The sequence below is a fragment of the Luteimonas abyssi genome (assembly GCF_001482195.1).
GTDB classification, from domain to species: Bacteria; Pseudomonadota; Gammaproteobacteria; order Xanthomonadales; family Xanthomonadaceae; genus Luteimonas; species Luteimonas abyssi.
In genome coordinates, this window is record NZ_KQ759763.1 from 3,751,610 (window position 1) to 3,767,008 (window position 15,399).

11 protein-coding genes and 2 pseudogenes are annotated in these 15,399 nt (G+C 71.3%); 5 read left to right on the forward strand and 8 right to left on the reverse strand.

What is annotated here, in order from left to right; all coding sequences use genetic code 11:
• Positions 1-139 precede the first annotated feature (139 nt).
• Positions 140-916, forward strand: a complete 777-nt coding sequence (locus RG19_RS16110; RefSeq protein WP_058836159.1) for a hypothetical protein — start codon at positions 140-142, stop codon at positions 914-916.
• Positions 917-1,019: 103 nt separating this feature from the next.
• Here RG19_RS16110 and RG19_RS16115 read toward each other — a convergent pair whose 3' ends face one another.
• Positions 1,020-1,328 carry a hypothetical protein gene (locus RG19_RS16115; RefSeq protein WP_058836160.1) on the reverse strand — a complete coding sequence of 103 codons (309 nt, stop codon included), beginning with the start codon at positions 1,326-1,328 and terminating at the stop codon, positions 1,020-1,022.
• A 115-nt stretch (positions 1,329-1,443) separates the two neighbouring features.
• The gene (locus RG19_RS16120; protein ID WP_058836161.1) at positions 1,444-1,761 is read right to left on the reverse strand and encodes an I78 family peptidase inhibitor; all 318 of its coding nucleotides are present in this window, start codon (positions 1,759-1,761) and stop codon (positions 1,444-1,446) included.
• A 108-nt stretch (positions 1,762-1,869) separates the two neighbouring features.
• Here RG19_RS16120 and RG19_RS16125 point away from each other — a divergent pair, with 108 nt between their 5' ends.
• The 3 genes from RG19_RS16125 (at position 1,870) to RG19_RS16135 (ending at position 5,621) form a co-directional block, all read left to right on the forward strand.
• Complete coding sequence (locus RG19_RS16125; RefSeq protein WP_157515307.1) at positions 1,870-3,000, forward strand: DNA topoisomerase IB; 1,131 nt, start codon at positions 1,870-1,872, stop codon at positions 2,998-3,000.
• 256 nt (positions 3,001-3,256) lie between these two features.
• A complete protein-coding gene (locus RG19_RS16130) occupies positions 3,257-4,888 on the forward strand; it encodes a M28 family peptidase (protein ID WP_058836690.1) in 1,632 nt (543 codons plus the stop codon).
• Between the two features lie 19 nt (positions 4,889-4,907).
• Positions 4,908-5,621: a DUF938 domain-containing protein gene (locus tag RG19_RS16135; protein ID WP_082672734.1), complete on the forward strand. Its 714-nt coding sequence runs from the start codon at positions 4,908-4,910 to the stop codon at positions 5,619-5,621.
• Between the two features lie 61 nt (positions 5,622-5,682).
• Here the strand turns inward: RG19_RS16135 and RG19_RS18450 are convergent.
• Both RG19_RS18450 and RG19_RS16140 read right to left on the reverse strand, forming a co-directional pair.
• Positions 5,683-6,372, reverse strand: a pseudogene (locus tag RG19_RS18450) (DUF6537 domain-containing protein); the annotation flags it as partial.
• A 248-nt stretch (positions 6,373-6,620) separates the two neighbouring features.
• Positions 6,621-9,573 (reverse strand): annotated as a pseudogene (locus tag RG19_RS16140) (indolepyruvate ferredoxin oxidoreductase family protein); the annotation flags it as partial.
• Between the two features lie 392 nt (positions 9,574-9,965).
• Between RG19_RS16140 and RG19_RS16145 the strand changes: the two are divergent.
• On the forward strand, positions 9,966-10,559 hold the full coding sequence (locus RG19_RS16145) for a tetratricopeptide repeat protein (RefSeq protein WP_058836692.1): 594 nt from the start codon (positions 9,966-9,968) through the stop codon (positions 10,557-10,559).
• A 55-nt stretch (positions 10,560-10,614) separates the two neighbouring features.
• Here RG19_RS16145 and RG19_RS16150 read toward each other — a convergent pair whose 3' ends face one another.
• The 4 genes from RG19_RS16150 to RG19_RS16165 all read right to left on the reverse strand — a co-directional run bounded on the left by RG19_RS16150 (position 10,615) and on the right by RG19_RS16165 (position 15,290).
• Entirely contained in the window at positions 10,615-11,340 is a 726-nt protein-coding gene (locus RG19_RS16150; RefSeq protein WP_058836164.1) for an ankyrin repeat domain-containing protein, read from the reverse strand.
• Positions 11,341-11,551: 211 nt separating this feature from the next.
• Positions 11,552-12,508 carry a Tle-like phospholipase domain-containing protein gene (locus RG19_RS16155; protein WP_058836165.1) on the reverse strand — a complete coding sequence of 319 codons (957 nt, stop codon included), beginning with the start codon at positions 12,506-12,508 and terminating at the stop codon, positions 11,552-11,554.
• A gap of 199 nt (positions 12,509-12,707) precedes the next feature.
• Complete coding sequence (locus tag RG19_RS16160) at positions 12,708-13,370, reverse strand: ankyrin repeat domain-containing protein (protein WP_162267093.1); 663 nt, start codon at positions 13,368-13,370, stop codon at positions 12,708-12,710.
• 309 nt (positions 13,371-13,679) lie between these two features.
• Positions 13,680-15,290: a Tle-like phospholipase domain-containing protein gene (locus RG19_RS16165; protein WP_058836167.1), complete on the reverse strand. Its 1,611-nt coding sequence runs from the start codon at positions 15,288-15,290 to the stop codon at positions 13,680-13,682.
• Between the last annotated feature and the right edge of the window lie 109 nt (positions 15,291-15,399).

Consider the following 15,399-nt stretch of genomic DNA (forward strand, 5'->3'; position numbering starts at 1 on the left):
GGGAAGGGGCGGCAGACGGGTACGGCGTTGCCCGCGCCGGGCGCCATCGCCTAGGGTCAGTCCCAGCTGTTCGGGGACCCGGCGCACGCCTAGCCTGTGATCGGGATCGGCATCAGCCGGATCACGAGGACACCCGACCATGAGCGATGGAAGCGACGGCGCCGGTGGCGTCGGTGGTGGTGGCAACAGCGGGGCCAACGGTGCGGAGAGCGCGGCCGATTCCATCGGTGCCGCGGCCGAAGCGGCCGCCGAGGCGCTCGGCGCTGCGATCAGCGAGGCACTGAGCGGGCTGGCCGATGCCGCCGGCCTGTCCGATGCGCTGGGCGGGTTCGCCGAAGCGTTGGGGCTGGACGCCAAGGCGCTGGAAGGCATCCTCGGCGCCGCCGCGATCGGGTTCGCGACCGGTGGCCTGCCCGGCGCGGTGATGGGCGTGGTCAACGGTCTGGTCGGTGGCAGCATCGCCGATGCCGCCCGCGACGCGGTCTCGGCCAACCTGCCGAGTGCCATGCAGCCGTTCGCCAACATGGCCATCGATACCTTCGCCAGCCGGGTGCCCGGCGCGAACACGTCGGTGCAATCGGCGCTCGGCGCCTTCGCCAGCGGCGCATTGACCAACGGGCGTGCCCCCGATATCGGCGATCTCGGCGCGGTGGCGCGTTCGCTGTCGGACGTGCAGTCGGCCGCGCGCAGTGCGCTCGACGGTGTCACCAGCGGCCATTTTTCCAGCGTGCAGGACGCGGTGTCGTCGTTGGACGGCAGCCTGCAGTCACAGTTCGACGTGGCGCGGGCCGCAGCCGGCGGTGTGGTCGGGGCGATGGAGCGCGGCCTCGGAACCCATCCGAGCGGGCAGACCGGCTTCACCGGTGTCGTGGAGCAACTCGCCGTGGACACGGCGCAGATGATGATGCGCCGCTGATCGCAGCCGCGCGCGCCCCGCTGGAGACCACATCCAAAAGAATGCCGCCTCCGGGGGAGGCGGCAATCGTCGACCTTGGAGAGAGAGATGGGCGCTGGGCGCCTTATGGGGTCGGCGGACGCTCGGGATCCTCGGGTGGCATCTGTTCGTCGATGGGATCCATCGAGGGTGGTTGCGACATGTCGTTGCCTTCCATCGTCGGATCGACGGGCTGGGGCGCGAACGCATCGTTGGTGGCGGGCGGCGGAGCCGCCGGGTCGACCGGGTCACCGGCCGGCACGGTCTCGCCAGCCGGCATGCCTTCCGGCGGCGGAGCCATTTCGTCCTCGGCAGGCTGGGGCTGGCAGGCGGCAAGTGCGAACACCAGGGCCGGTGCCAGCGAAAGGGACAACAGGCGGCGCTTGGAATGCATGTGACCTCCGTTCGTGTCTCGTCGTGATCGCGACGGCTCGTCGCTTTGACGGGTCCAGACTGAACGCGCAGTCGTGTAATCGGCGTCAGAACTTCGCTAACGGAATGCGAAGGGTTCAGCCACAGCGGAACGACGTGACGACGCCGGCGTCGTCCAGCATCACGTTGAGCCGGTCGGGGCGGTAATCCATGGTCGCCATGTCGTCGGGCTTGAGCGCCCGCAGGCTGCTGGCGCCGGTGGCGGCCCGCGCCTGCTCCAGCACCGCGTCGGAGGACGGCTGTCCGACCAGCGACTGTGCCCGTGCGGCATCGCACTGGGCCAGATCGTCCGAAGGTGCCTCGGGCGTGGCGGCGCCGCCGTCGTGGGACGAGGCGCAGGCGGTCAGGGCGAGTGCGGCGAGGGTGGTGAGGGCGGCGGACGCGATGCGGGTCATGCGGAGTCTCCTGAATGCGGACATGGGCGCACAGCCTGCCCGTCGCGATGTGTCCGGCCGATAAACGAGGGGGGTCGACGTTGGCGCGGCATTGACGAGGCGGCGAAGATGCTCCGGCGCATGCCCTCGACGACATCGCCTTCGACGACACCTGCCGTTCCCTCCGCCCGCCGCGATCCGGTCATCGCGCCCGCCATGGCACAGGTCGATGCGCGCAAGGCCGGCCTGCGCTATGTCAGCGATGCCGATCCCGGCATCACGCGACGGCGGGCCGGGCGCGGCTTCTGTTATCGGCTCCCCGAGGGCGAGGTGGTGCGGGATGTGGACGCATTGACCCGGATCCGGGCGTTGGCGATTCCCCCCGCCTACACCGAGGTGTGGATCTGCCTCGATGACCGCGGCCATCTGCAGGCCACCGGGCGCGACGCCCGTCGGCGCAAGCAGTACCGCTATCACGCCGAGTGGTCCCAGGCGCGCGGGACCGGCAAGTTCGACCGGGTGATCGCGTTCGGCCGCGCGCTGCCGCGGCTGCGGCGGCGGTTGCGGCGTGATCTCGCCCTGCCCGGTTTCCCCCGCGAGCGCGTGATCGCCCTGGTGGTGGCGTTGCTGGGCGAGACCCTGGTCCGGATCGGCAACGCCGCCTATGCCGCCAGCAACCGCTCCTACGGCCTCACCACGCTCCGCAACCGGCACATCGACTTCCTGCGGGGTGGGCGTGCGCGACTGCACTTTCGCGGCAAGGGTGGGCAGGACCACGATCTCGAGATCGACGACGCACGCCTGGTCAAGCTGGTGCGCGCCTGCCACGAACTGCCCGGCCAGGCGCTGTTCCAGTACCGGGACGACGACGGCACGTTGCAGCCGGTGGCCTCGGGCGACGTCAACGACTACCTGCGCGAGGCGATGGGCGAGGGGTTCACCGCCAAGGATTTCCGGACCTGGGGCGGCACCCTGCTCGCGTTCCGGACCCTGGCCGCCACCCCGTTGCCGCCGCCGTCTCCGCGGACCGGCGCCCCGACCGAGCGCGCGCTCAACCGGGTGCGCACCGAGGTCGTCCGCACCGTCGCCGACACCCTGGGCAACACGCCCGCGGTCTGCCGGAAGGCGTACATCGATCCGCGCGTGTTCGACGGATGGGAGGATGGCAGTCTCGCGCGTGCCGCGGCCGGCGCGCGCGGCGCCCGGCAATGGGAGCAGGCCGCACTGCGTTTCCTCAGCCGGCGCAGTCGCCGCCGGTAGCGGCGCCAGGCGTCCCCGCCAGCGCTCGAGACGTCGGACGGATCGACGTTTCCCGCGTCCTTCGATGGCTGCGCGGTGGGTGTGCATCATGCGCGGGCGAGGGGCATCGAAGGGACGCGTCGGATATCGTGCGGCATCGTGCCACGGCGTTCATGCGAGCATGGACCGATCGGCACCGCCGCGTGCGACGGCCGATGCCGAGTACGCGCCCGTCCCCGTCCCGCCCAGGAGTCCATCGAGAATGCCGTCGTCCACCCTGCGCCGCGCCGTGTTGCCCCTGTGCCTGAGTCTGGCCGCATCGCTTGCCGTCGCCGCCGAACCCTCGCCCGCGATCGACGCCACCCGTCTGGCCGACCACATCCGCACCCTCGCGTCCGACGACTTCGAGGGACGCGCGCCGAATACGCCAGGCGAGGCGAAGACCATCGCCTACATCGGCGAGCAGTTCGCGAACGCCGGTCTGACACCGGCTGGCGACGATGGCTGGCTGCAGGCGGTGACCCTGGTCCGCAGTGAGATCCAGGGCGATGTGCAGGCGTCGCTGCGCAGCGGCGGGGACACCCGCAGCCTGGCCAACGGCGACGACATCGCGGTGGAGAGCCTGCACCCGGCCGAGCGCGTCGACCTGCGCGATGTGCCGGTGGTGTTCGCCGGCTACGGCGTGACCGCACCCGAGCTCGACTGGGACGACTACGCCGGCCTGGATGTGCGCGACAAGCTGGTGGTGGTGCTGATCAACGACCCCGACTTCGAGGCCGGCGAGGGCCGCTTCGGCGGCCGCGCGATGACCTGGTACGGCCGCTGGCCGTACAAGTACGCCGAAGCCGCGCGCCGCGGCGCGGCGGGGGTGCTGATCGTCCATGAAGACGAGCCGGCGGCGTATCCGTGGGCCACGGTGCGCAATGGCCGCGCCGGCCCGCAGCTGGACATCGTCCGCGAGGATCCCGCCGAGCATCACCTGCGCATGCGCGGCTGGATCCAGCGCGAGCAGGCGGTGAAGCTGTTCGCCGATACGGGGCTGGACTTCGACGCGCTCAAGACCCGTGCGCAGACCCACGGCTTTCGTGGTTTCGAACTCGACGACACCACCCTGTCGATCGCGTTCGACGTCGCCCACGACCGCATCCGCACCCATAACGTGGCCGGCCTGTTGCCGGGCGCGACGCGCCCCGACGAGACGGTGATCGTGTCCGCCCACTGGGACAGCTTCGGCATCAACCAGGAGGGCGCGGTGATGCCGGGCGCGGTCGACAACGCCAGCGCCGTGGCCTCGGTGATCGAGCTGGCGCGGACGCTCGCCGCCGGTCCCGCGCCGGAACGCAGCCTGCTGTTCCTGGCGCTGACCGCGGAGGAGAGCGGGCTGCTGGGCGCCCACCACTACACGGCGCATCCGTTGCGTCCGCTGGAGACCACCGCGGCGGTGATCAACATGGAAATGTGGAGCCCCGACGGCCCGACCCACGACATTTCGTCCTGGGGCATCGGCAAGGTCTCGCTGGAGCGCGATCTGGCCGACGCGGCGCAGGCCGCGGGTCGGGTCTGGTCGCCGGATCCCAACCTGGAAGCCGGGTTCTTCCACCGCGCCGATCATTTCGCCTTCGCGCAGGCGGGCGTGCCGGCGATCACCGTCGGCCCCGGCATGGACCAGCGCGACGGCGGCACCGCGGGCGGCGAGGCCGCGCGCGCAGCGTACTTCGCGCACCGCTATCACCAACCGACGGACGGATTCGACGACAGTTGGGACATGCGCGGGCCCGCCGAGGACACGCTGGTCGTGCAGGGGCTGGTGCGGGCGGTGGCCGACGCCGCCGACTGGCCGGCCTGGGACGACGACAGCGAATTCCGCGCACGGCGCGTGGAGAGCGATGCCGCGCGCGGCGTGCACTGACTGACAGGCTGCCACCGCCATGACGTCCGATCGCGACGCCGCGCCCGTCCGTACCCGCGGTTGCGGGACTGCACCGGAGACGGGTGTCGCGGCCGGCGACAAGCCCTACGCACCGGCCTGCGACCGTAACCGGGAGCCGATCCTGTCGGTGTTGCATGCCGTGCTCGGCGACCGCCGCCACGTGCTGGAGATCGGCAGCGGCACCGGCCAGCATGCGGTGCATTTCGCCGCGGCGATGCCGTGGCTGACCTGGCAATGCAGCGACCGGCCGCAGGCGTTGCCGGGCATCGCGCGCTGGCTCGACGATGCGGGTCTGCGCAACACGCCGGCACCTCGCGCGCTCGACATGACGTGGCCGGACTGGCCCGAGCGGCTGCGGTCGGCGTTATCCACGGGCGATGCGATCGACGCCGTGTTCTCGGCCAACACCCTGCACATCATGGCCTGGCCGGCGGTGGAGGCGTTCTTCGCCGGCGTCGGTCGCGTGCTCGCCGATGGACCGGAGGCGGTGCTGGTGGTCTACGGTCCGTTCAACCGCGATGGCCGCTATACCAGCGACAGCAATCGCGATTTCGACGGGTGGCTCAAGGCGCGCGATTCCGCATCGGGCCTGCGCGACTTCGAGGCGGTGGATGCGTTGGCGCATGCGGCCGGCCTGCGTCTGGTCGACGACCTCGCGATGCCGGCCAATAACCGCTGCGTGGTGTGGCGGCGGGCCTCAGGCGAGACCTGACCGCGGCGACATGCCGCCGGGCGCTGCGCGGACCATCAGTCCGCGCCCGCCCGCAGGCGGCTCAGGCCGCCTGCACCTGCACCACGCGCAGCGGGTTGTCCCACTCGCGCAGCAGTTCCGCTTCGCGCGTCTTGGCGGCGTGCAGGTGCGCCTCCTTGACGTGGCCGTAGCCGCGGATGTGTTCCGGAATGCTGGCGATCTCGGTGGCGAGGTCGACGTTGCCGCCGTCGAGGCGATCAAGCAGTCTGCCCACGGTCGCTTCGTACTCGCCGATCAGCCGGCGCTCCATCTTCCGCTCGGCGGTGTAGCCGAACACGTCGAGCGCGGTACCGCGCAGGCCGCGCAACTTCGCCAGCACACCGAAGGCCTTGAACACCCACGGGCCGTACTCGCGCTTCTGCAGTTCGCCCTTGGCGTTCTTCTTCGCCAGCAGCGGCGGCGCGAGGTGGAAGTGCAGGGTGTAGTCGCCCTCGAACTGCTGTTCCAGCTTCCGGCGGAAGTCGCCGCTGGTGTACAGGCGTGCGACCTCGTACTCGTCCTTGTAGGCCATGAGCTTGAAGAAATAGCGCGCGGCGGCTTCGGTGAGCGCGGTGGAGCCGGGTGCCTTCGCCTGTTCGGCGGCGCGCACGCGGGCGACGAAGTCGGTGTAGCGACGGGCGTAGGCGGCGCTCTGGTACTCGGTGAGGAACGTCGTGCGGCGGGCGATCAGCTCGTCGAGGGAGCGCGAGAGACGCTGGTCGTCCAGGGGGAGGAAGGCGAGGTCGGCGGTGGGGGTGTGGGGGGAATTCGCGGTGCCGGTGGCCCTCACCCCACCGTCAGCTGCGCCGACGGTCCCCCCCGGCTCCGCCCCCCGGCCGTGCCCAGCGGGCACGGCGCTCGGAAGCGCGCGAGCCAGTGGCTCGCTATCCGCGCTTCCTTGCCCCGCAAGGCGGGCGAGGGGCTTCGGTGTGCGGCCTGCGGCCGCAGTCGCCTGTTGGGGCGCCGCGTTCGCGCCCCACTCGTGACCTTCCCACTCGCCCGGCGGCAGGGCTTCGAGGGTGTGCGGGGCGTCGTCGGCACCGGAGCGCGGTGCCGGCGCGATGCCCGCGGCCTCGCGCACCGCGCCCGGATCGACCGCGGCCAGGCGGCCCCAGGCGAAGGCGGTCTTGTTCATCTCGACCGCGGCGCCGTTGAGCTCGATCGCGCGTGCCAGCGCGTCGTAGGACAGCGGTACCCAGCCGCGCTGCCAGGCGTAGCCGAGGATGAACAGGTTGGCGGCGATCGCGTCGCCCATCAGCGCGGTCGCGAGCTGGGTGGCGTCGACGACGTTGAGCGCATCGGCCGCGGCGGCGTCGCCGCCCAGTGCGTTGCGCACCGCGGCGACGATGTCGGCAGCCGGGAACTGCATGTCGGGGCGTGTGGTGAAGGTGCCCGGCATCGCCTCGTAGCTGTTGAGCACCACGTGGCTGCGGCCCTCGCGGAGCTTCGACAGCGCCCAGTAGTCGTTGACCACCACCATGTCGCAGCCCAGCACCAGGTCGGCCTCGCCGGCGGCGATGCGCACCGCGTGCAGGTCGGCCGGGGTCCTGGCGAAACGGATGTGTGTGGTCACCGCGCCGCCCTTCTGCGCCAGGCCGGTCTGGTCGAGCACGGTGGAGCCGCGGCCTTCCAGGTGCCCGGCCATGCCCAGCAGCGCACCGATGGTGACCACGCCGGTGCCGCCGACGCCGGTGATCAGGATGTTCCACGGCTGCGACAGGTCGCTGGCGAACACCGGCTCGGGCAGGCTCGCCAGGCGTTCGGCGGCGTTGACCTTGCGGCCCTTGCGCGGCTTGCCGCCGTGCACGGTGACGAAGCTGGGGCAGAAGCCCTCGACGCAGCTGTAGTCCTTGTTGCAGTTGGACTGGTCGATGGCGCGCTTGCGGCCGAACTCGGTGGCCTGCGGCAGGACCGACACGCAGAAGCTCTTCTTGCCGCAGTCGCCGCAACCTTCGCACACCAGCGTGTTGACGAACACGCGCTTGGCCGGGTCCGGCAGCTTGCCGCGCTTGCGGCGGCGGCGCTTCTCGGTGGCACAGGTCTGGTCGTAGATCAGCACCGAGGTGCCGGGCACCTCGCGCATGCGCGTCTGCACCGCGTCGAGGTCCTTGCGGTCATGGAACTCCATGCCGGCCGGGAAGAGCTCGGGCTTGGACCACTTGGCGATGTCGTCGCTGACCAGCACGATCGTCTGCACGCCCTCGGCGCGCATCTGGTGGGCGATGTCGGGCACGGTGAGGGTGCCGTCGACCGGCTGGCCGCCGGTCATCGCGACCGCGTCGTTGTAGAGGATCTTGTAGGTGATGTTGACCTTGGCCGCGATCGCCTGGCGGATCGCCAACGAGCCGGAGTGGAAGTAGGTGCCGTCGCCGAGGTTCTGGAAGATGTGCGGGGTGTCGGTGAAGGCGGCCTGGCCCGCCCAGGTGACGCCTTCGCCGCCCATGTGGGTGTAGGTGTCGGTGGCGCGGTCCATCCAGGTGACCATGTAGTGGCAGCCGATGCCGCCCTGCGCGCGCGAGCCCTCTGGCACCTTGGTCGAGGTGTTGTGCGGGCAGCCGGAGCAGTAGTGCGGCACGCGCGGGAACTGCGCGCGCGGCAGCGCCAGGGCGCCTTCCTTCTGCTCCATCCAGCGCAGGGTGTCGCGGATGTGCTCGCTGTCGTGGAAACGCTGGATGCGCCGCGCCATCACCGCGGCGATCGTGGCCGGGGTCAGCTCGCCGGTCGAGGGCAGGATCCAGTTGCCGTCCTCGTCGTACTTGCCGACGATCGACGGCCGGCGGCCGTCGCCGAGCTTGAAGTCGAAGTTGTAGAACAGTTCCTTCATCTGGCTCTCGATGAAGGCGTGCTTCTCCTCGACGACCAGGATGTCCTCCAGCCCCTGCGCGAACGCGCGGATGCCCACCGGCTCCAGCGGCCAGGTCATGCCGACCTTGTACACGCGGATGCCCAGCTCGGCGCAGGCGCGCGCATCCAGGCCCAGGTACTCCAGCGCCTGCAGCACGTCGAGGTAACTCTTGCCGGTGGTGACGATGCCCAGTCGCGCGTTGGGCGAGTCGATCACCATCCGGTCGATGCGATTGGCACGGGCGAACGCCTGCGCGGCCTTGACCGCGTAGCGGTGCAGGCGCATCTCCTGCTCCATCGGCGGATCGGGCCAGCGGATGTTGAGGCCGCCGGGCGGCAGCGCGAAGTCGTCGTCGCCGGGCAAGATGATGTCGAGCGCGAACGGATCCACGTCGACCGAGGCCGAGGATTCCACCGTCTCGGCGATGGTCTTGAAGCCCACCCAGCGGCCGGTGTAGCGGCTCATCGCCCAGCCGATCAGGCCCATGTCCAGGATGTCCTGGACGCCGGCCGGGTTGAGGATGGGCATCATCGCGCTGGTGAACTCGCCTTCCGAACCGTGCGGCAGCGTCGACGAGCGGCAGGCGTGGTCGTCGGCGGCCAGCGCCAGCACGCCGCCGCGCGGGTTGGTGCCGGCGGCGTTGGCGTGCTTGAACACATCGCCGCTGCGGTCCACGCCGGGGCCCTTGCCGTACCACATGGCGTAGACGCCATCGACGTTCGCGCCCGGGAACAGCCCGGTCTGCTGGGTGCCCCAGACCATCGTCGCGCCGAGGTCCTCGTTGAGGCCGGGCTGGAACTTCACCCTGGCCTCTTCCAGATACTTGCGCGCGCGCCACAGCTCGAGATCGAAGCCGCCCAGGGGCGAGCCGCGGTAGCCGGACACGAAGCCGCCGGTGTTCAGGCCGGCGGCCTGGTCGCGCAGGCGCTGCATCAGCGGCAGGCGCACCAGCGCCTGCACGCCGGACAGGTAGATCCGGCCGTCGGTGCGGGTGTACTTGTGTTCGAGGGTGTAGTCGGGATCGACCGCACCGTGGGTGAGCTTGGTGTCGGCGGACTCGGGCGAGGACAGTTCGGCGGTACTGGTCATGGCGGACGTCTTTCGGGCTTGCGCGCGGGGCGCTGGCGGGCCATGGCGGGATTGCCGGATGGCGCGGGGGCGGGCGTGGAGGACGTGATGTCGGAGCACGCTCGCCGAACGGGGCGCGATTGTATCAACGCGGTCGTCGAGACCTCGCGGTGTTGCGATGCAGCATGGGATCTGTCTGCGCGCTGGCCCGCGGCACATGCGCGCGACGTGCCCGCTGTCGATTCCCGCGAGGCGGTCGCCGGTCCGCCGCTCGGCCGCATCGCGCCATGGGCATCCGGGCACGTGATCGGGCTTGGCCTAGAATGTTCGTCAGGGGCGTTACGGAATCACAGGGGAGATTGTCGATGAAAGGTTTGAAGGGCGCTGTCCTGGCGCTGTCGTTGTGCGCGTTGATGCCGGTGCCGCAGGTGCAGGCCCAGGCCGTGCCGACGATCAAGGAGTTCTACTTCGACGAGGACGGCGCGGCGCGGCCGCTCCGGGTCGTCGAAGGCGGTGACGAGGCTGCGATGCAGCAGCTGGCGCGGCTCATGGAGCGCCGGCAGCGCAACCACGAACTGGCGACCGCGCAGCTCGGGCACCTGGCGCTCGCGAGCGGACGCACCGATACCGGCCATTCGCTGTACCAGCAGGCGCTGGCGGCGACCTCGCCGCGCAGCACGGCGCGGCAGACCATCCACTGGAACTACGGCTGGGACCTGCTCCGGCAAGGCGAGACCGATGCCGCGCTGGGCCAGTGGTACGGGGCCGTGGACGGTCGCCTCACCAGCCCGTCGTGGCTGCCGCCGACGCTGGCGATGGCGCTGTGGCGGCTGGACCGGCGCGACGAGGCGGTGGCCTGGTTCGCCGCGGCGGTGCGCACCCATCCCGACCGTTGGCCGTCCATCGCGAACTTCCCCGCGCTCCTGCCCGGCTGGCGGGACGACGAGCGGGCGACGCTCGCGGACGTGCACGCGGCCTGGGCGGCCGATCCGCCGGCCTGGCCCTGACGTCGCTGCGCACCGGCGTTCGCGATGCAGGCGCGCGCGAACGGCGCGGCCGGCATCAGGGCGTGGCGTTGGCTTCCAGCGGCACGTCGTGGGCGCGCAGCCAGGCCACGACCTGCTCGCGGCCCTGACGGGCCTCGGCGGTCAGGCGCTCGGCCGGCGTGCGGAAGAAGAACGCCTGGAAGCTCGCCTCCTGGCTGTTGCGAGCCTGCGGATCGGCGCCGGCCTCCAGCAGCACCAGCACCTGCGCGCCTGCATTGAGCATCGCCGCCTTGTGCAGCGGGGTGTTGCCGGTGCGGTCGGCCGCGCCCGGATCCGCGCCCGCCGCGAGCAGACGCCGGAAGTTGGCGTCGGTGCGCGGGCCGGTGGCGCCGGCCAGCGGCGTGGCCTGCGTCTGCGCGTGACGGGCGTCGGGGTCGCCGCCGTACTCCAGCAGGATGTCGAGATACTCGGGGTCGTTGGCGATCGCCGCGCCGTGCATGGCGGTGGCGCCGCCGAGCCCGGGCCGGTTGGGGTCGGCGCCGGCGGCGAGCAGGGCGCGCAGCGCGCCCTTGTCCTGCCGCAGCATCGCCAGCTGCAGCGGGTTCAGGCCGTCCTCGGCTTGCGCGTTGGGGTCGGCGCCGGCCGCCACAAGCTCGCGGATACGGATCGCCTCGCCCTGATCGATGGCCTGGGCGAGCGGCGCGGCGGACGTGCCTTCGAAGGCGGTGGTGGGATCCATGGATTCTCCGCTGCAGGCGCCGGCCAGGCACAGAAGCGGAATCAGCAGGCCGGTACGCGTCATGGGCCGATTCTCACACAGGTGGCGCGCCGGCAGACCCGGTGCGTGCGGCCGGGCCGCGCATCGCGCCACTCACGCGCATGCTGGCGCGAGCATCGCGACGGCGGGTGTCGACATGTATCGGATCGCCTGCCCATCGCACGCGACATCGGCGCGGCCCATGTGGTCATGCGACGGTGCGCTCGCGGCTCGACAGTGCGTCGTCAGTGCCGGCTCACTGCGCCCAGGGCTGCTGCTGGCGCAGCGCATCGAGCACCGAGTCCTGCATGTGCAACTGACCGCTGTGCTTGACGATGGAGATCGGGTTGAAGCGGCTCAGCCCGGTCAACGGGGCCGGATCGTCCAGCACGATCTCGTGACCGGGCGCATCGGGAATGTTGTTGACGATCCAGATGTCCTGCTGGGCCTTGGTCAGCGCCTCGCCGTCGACGTTGTAGCGGCGGATCTGGCCGCTGTCGGCGACATCGGCGCGGGCGGCGTCGGGATCCAGGCCGAGGTTGCGCATGGTGTTGTCGTGCACGCCGGAGGCGTTGAAGGTCACGGCGGTGTTGCCGACCGCAAGCGAGGCGGTGGCGGCCAGCCCGCCGCCGAGCGAATGTCCGGTGATGACCAGATCGTCGCCGAAGGCCATCGACGACAGTTGGGCCAGCTGCACGGCCTCGTCGTACTGTTCGGCCTGCCAGCCCAGGCCCTGGCGGAAGTTGGCACCGGTCCAGTCCTGCAGCTCGTTGGAGCCGGCGAAGGCGAGCACGTAGCGGCCGTCGCCGTCGGTGTAGATGCCGGCGCGGAAGCCGCTCTGGGGATTCTCGAGCAGGGCGGGATCGATACCGGCGGCCATCAGATCGGTATCGCCGAGCCGGCTCCATTCGCCGACCTCGCCGATCTGGGGGTCGTAGACCGCGTCGGCGATTTCCATCAGCGGCAGATCGATCGCCTGCGGATCCTGACCGTGGACCTCCGCGCTGAACGAGGCGCTCTGCGCCCCGCCGGTCTGCTGCGGCATCAACCCGGCGAGTTGCGGGTGATAGCCGGGCTCGGGACGGTAATGCCCGGTCGGCAGCGACGGCAGCGTGTTCTGCTGCGCGAGGTGGCCGGCATCGCGCGCGGCGAAATCCTGCGCGCGTAGCGCGGCGTTCTGGTCGATGCTGTTCGAGCCGATGGTCAAGGACATGCCGGCAGCCTTCCCCAAGGTGACGCGTCCACCCTAGGCGGATCGTACCGGCGTCGCCAGCTAGGGCTGACCCCAGAGGGTGGCGGGGCACGCGCGTGCCGGTTCGGTCGCCTCGCCCGACCGGATCCGGCGCCGCCTCCGGGGGGGCCGCGAAAGGCGCAGGCGCCCGGCCGGGCACGGAGGCCGCGGGCCGGAAGGGTCAATCGTCCGCGTCGACCCCGGCTTCGAGCGGTACGTCGTGGTCCTTCAGCCAGGCGACGACCCGACGGCGCTCGTCGAGCGCCTGATCGTTGAGCAACGCGCGTCGATAACCGAAGTAGTAGGGCTGGAACGTCGAACCGCCGCCGTTGCGGGCCTGCGGGGCGGCGCCGTGCGCGAGCAGGGCGAGGATCGCGCCACCGGCATTCGTGCGTGCGGCCACGTGGAGCGGGGTGTCGGCGTTGAGGTCGGCGAGGTTCGGGTCCGCGCCGGCATCGAGCAACGGCCGGATCTGCCCCGCCCGGGGCGACAGCAGCGCCTGCACCAGCGGGGTGGCGCCGGTGTGCGGGTTGCGGATGTCCGGGTCGCCGCCGTGGGCGAGCACCTGACGCAGCAGTTCGGGATCGCCGGAAAACGCGGCCGCGTGCACCGGGGTATCGCCGCGCGGGCCGATGCGATTGGGGTCCGCACCCGCGTCGAGCAAGGCCTCCGCGCTGTCGACGCGTCCGCGGGCGATGGCGTCGAGCAGCAGGGTGCTGCCGTCGCTGCCGGGGGTGTCGGGCTCGATGCGTTCGAGCTGGCGCCGGATTTCCGGGACGTCGCCCCGGCGCACGGCATCGGCCAGCGGCGCGAGATCGGGATTTGAGAACGGGTCGTGATCCATGGCAGGCCGGGCGCACCCCGAGGCGCAGCTGAGGAGGAGGGCGCACACGATCGCGGGAAGGCGGCGCATGGCGGTCATTTCAATCGCGTCGGCGGCCAGGCGCAAGCGCCGTCGACGACGGACGGGCGCGTGGAACGCCATCGTGCCGCCGCGATGGAGCGATCGCGCAGGCCGTGGCGGACCACACCGACGTGATCCGGGACGGTGCGGCGTGACGCGCCGGGGCCCGCATGCGCGATCGGCCTACGGGTGCGAGCGGCGCGGCGGACGCCATCAACGGACGAGGCGACCACGGTGCACCCGCACGTCTCAGCGCCCGAACAGGCCGCCGATGAGGTTGGTCGCACCCTGCGCCACCCAGCCGACGCCATCGGCGAGCGTCTCGCCGACCTGGCCGACCGCATCGGCACCGAATTCGATCACATCGCCCGTCTTGTCGATGCCGCCGGCGATCAGATCGCCCGGCCAGCCACCGATCCGGTCGTTCACCCGTTCGGCCAGCGCGTCGGCATAGCGGTCGACGGTATCGCCGGCGGAGTTGAAGAAGCCTTCGGTGAAGTCGCCGGCGATGCTGTAGACGCCCTGCACGTAGCGGCCCTCGGCGAAGTCGGTGGCGACCACGTGGTCGATGTCGGTGGCGAAATCGTGGGTGTTGCGGGCGTAGTCGTCCTTCAGTTCGCCGGGTAGCAGATCCTGCAGTTCGCGTCCGAGCGAGGTGGGGTTCTGATAGCCGGCCTGCCAGGGTTCGCGGTCGATCATCGCCGCGGTGAGCGCATTGGGACTGTGGCTGATGGCGCTGTAGGCGAGGCCGGCGGCGCCGCTGAGCAGCCCGGTCACCGGGTTCAGTTGCAGCAGGGGATTGTCGCGGGCGAATTCCACGCCCCGGTTGAGCAGGTCGAGCTGCCCGGGCGTCAGGCTCTCCAGTTCGGTCGGACCGTACTGGTTGAACATGTCGTGCCGGTCGTCGCGGGCGGGGTCGACCACGATCCGCGTACCCAGTGCGTCGGGCGCGACCAGGCCGGTGATCCAGCTGTCCTGGGCCCGGGTGAGGGCGTCGCTGGACAGCGAATAGGCGCGGATCTGCCCACCTTCGGCCAGATCGCGCGCGCGCTGCGGATCAAGGCCGATACGGTCCCAGGTATTGGGGTGGATGCCCGACGCGTCGAAGGTCACCGCCGGCACCCTGCTGGCCAGGGCGCCCACCGAGGCCAGGCCACCGCCCTGCGAGTGTCCGGTGATGGCCAGGTTCGCGTGGCCGTCGGCGGCGCCGTCGCCGAAGACGTGGGCGAACTCGACCGCGGTGTTCACCGCGGTCACGCCGAACTTGTCGCCGTCCCGGGTCTCGTAGCCGAGCCCTTGGCGGAAGTTGTTGTCCCAGTCGTCGGCGCCTTCGGCGGTGCCGCGATAGGACAGCACGTAGTTGCCGTCGCCGTCGGTGTAGACCTGGGCGCGGAACTCCTGTGCGTTGCTGTCGACGCTGCTGTTGAAGCCCAGGTACTGCAGGCGCCAGGCCTCGACCTGGGCCTCGGAGGCGGGCGCCCCCGGGGTGCCGAGGCGGGCGGCAAGGTCCTGGTCGGACACCGCGCTCCAGCCCTCCGGCGGATCGCCGCGGGTGCCGTAGACCGCGGTCGCGAGCTGGGACAGGGTGACGTCGAACGGCTGCGCCTGAGTGCCGCTGGCGGTCTGGCCGAGCGTGCTGTCGGGGGGCAGGCCGTAGGGACCACCCGCCGCAGACGGCGCGGTCGCGCCGCCGCTGCCGCCGGAGACCGGTTGGATCTGCGGGTGGTACGCGGGCTCGGGTCGATAGCCCTGGGTCGGCGCCGGCAGCAACGGTGCCGGTGTCTGCACGGGCGGCGGTGGCGCTTGCCGCAACAGGGCGAGGTGGGCCAGGGCGCCGTGGTCGGAGACGGTCAGGGCCATCGGGGTATCCGGAAGGCAGGGATGCCCCGGTGTTATCCATGCCTGCCAGCGGCGCTGCAATCGGGGCTGACCCTAGGCGGACCGGTCTCGGCGGCACGCGCCGCGTATT

Coding starts and splice junctions, on each gene's coding strand:
- RG19_RS16110 (WP_058836159.1), top strand. CDS start 140: ATGAGCGATGGAAGCGACGGCGCCGGTGGCGTCGGTGGTGGTGGCAAC.
- RG19_RS16115 (WP_058836160.1), bottom strand. CDS start 1,328: ATGCATTCCAAGCGCCGCCTGTTGTCCCTTTCGCTGGCACCGGCCCTG.
- RG19_RS16120 (WP_058836161.1), bottom strand. CDS start 1,761: ATGACCCGCATCGCGTCCGCCGCCCTCACCACCCTCGCCGCACTCGCC.
- RG19_RS16125 (WP_157515307.1), top strand. CDS start 1,870: ATGCTCCGGCGCATGCCCTCGACGACATCGCCTTCGACGACACCTGCC.
- RG19_RS16135 (WP_082672734.1), top strand. CDS start 4,908: ATGACGTCCGATCGCGACGCCGCGCCCGTCCGTACCCGCGGTTGCGGG.
- RG19_RS16145 (WP_058836692.1), top strand. CDS start 9,966: ATGCCGGTGCCGCAGGTGCAGGCCCAGGCCGTGCCGACGATCAAGGAG.
- RG19_RS16150 (WP_058836164.1), bottom strand. CDS start 11,340: ATGACGCGTACCGGCCTGCTGATTCCGCTTCTGTGCCTGGCCGGCGCC.
- RG19_RS16155 (WP_058836165.1), bottom strand. CDS start 12,508: ATGTCCTTGACCATCGGCTCGAACAGCATCGACCAGAACGCCGCGCTA.
- RG19_RS16160 (WP_162267093.1), bottom strand. CDS start 13,370: ATGGATCACGACCCGTTCTCAAATCCCGATCTCGCGCCGCTGGCCGAT.
- RG19_RS16165 (WP_058836167.1), bottom strand. CDS start 15,290: ATGGCCCTGACCGTCTCCGACCACGGCGCCCTGGCCCACCTCGCCCTG.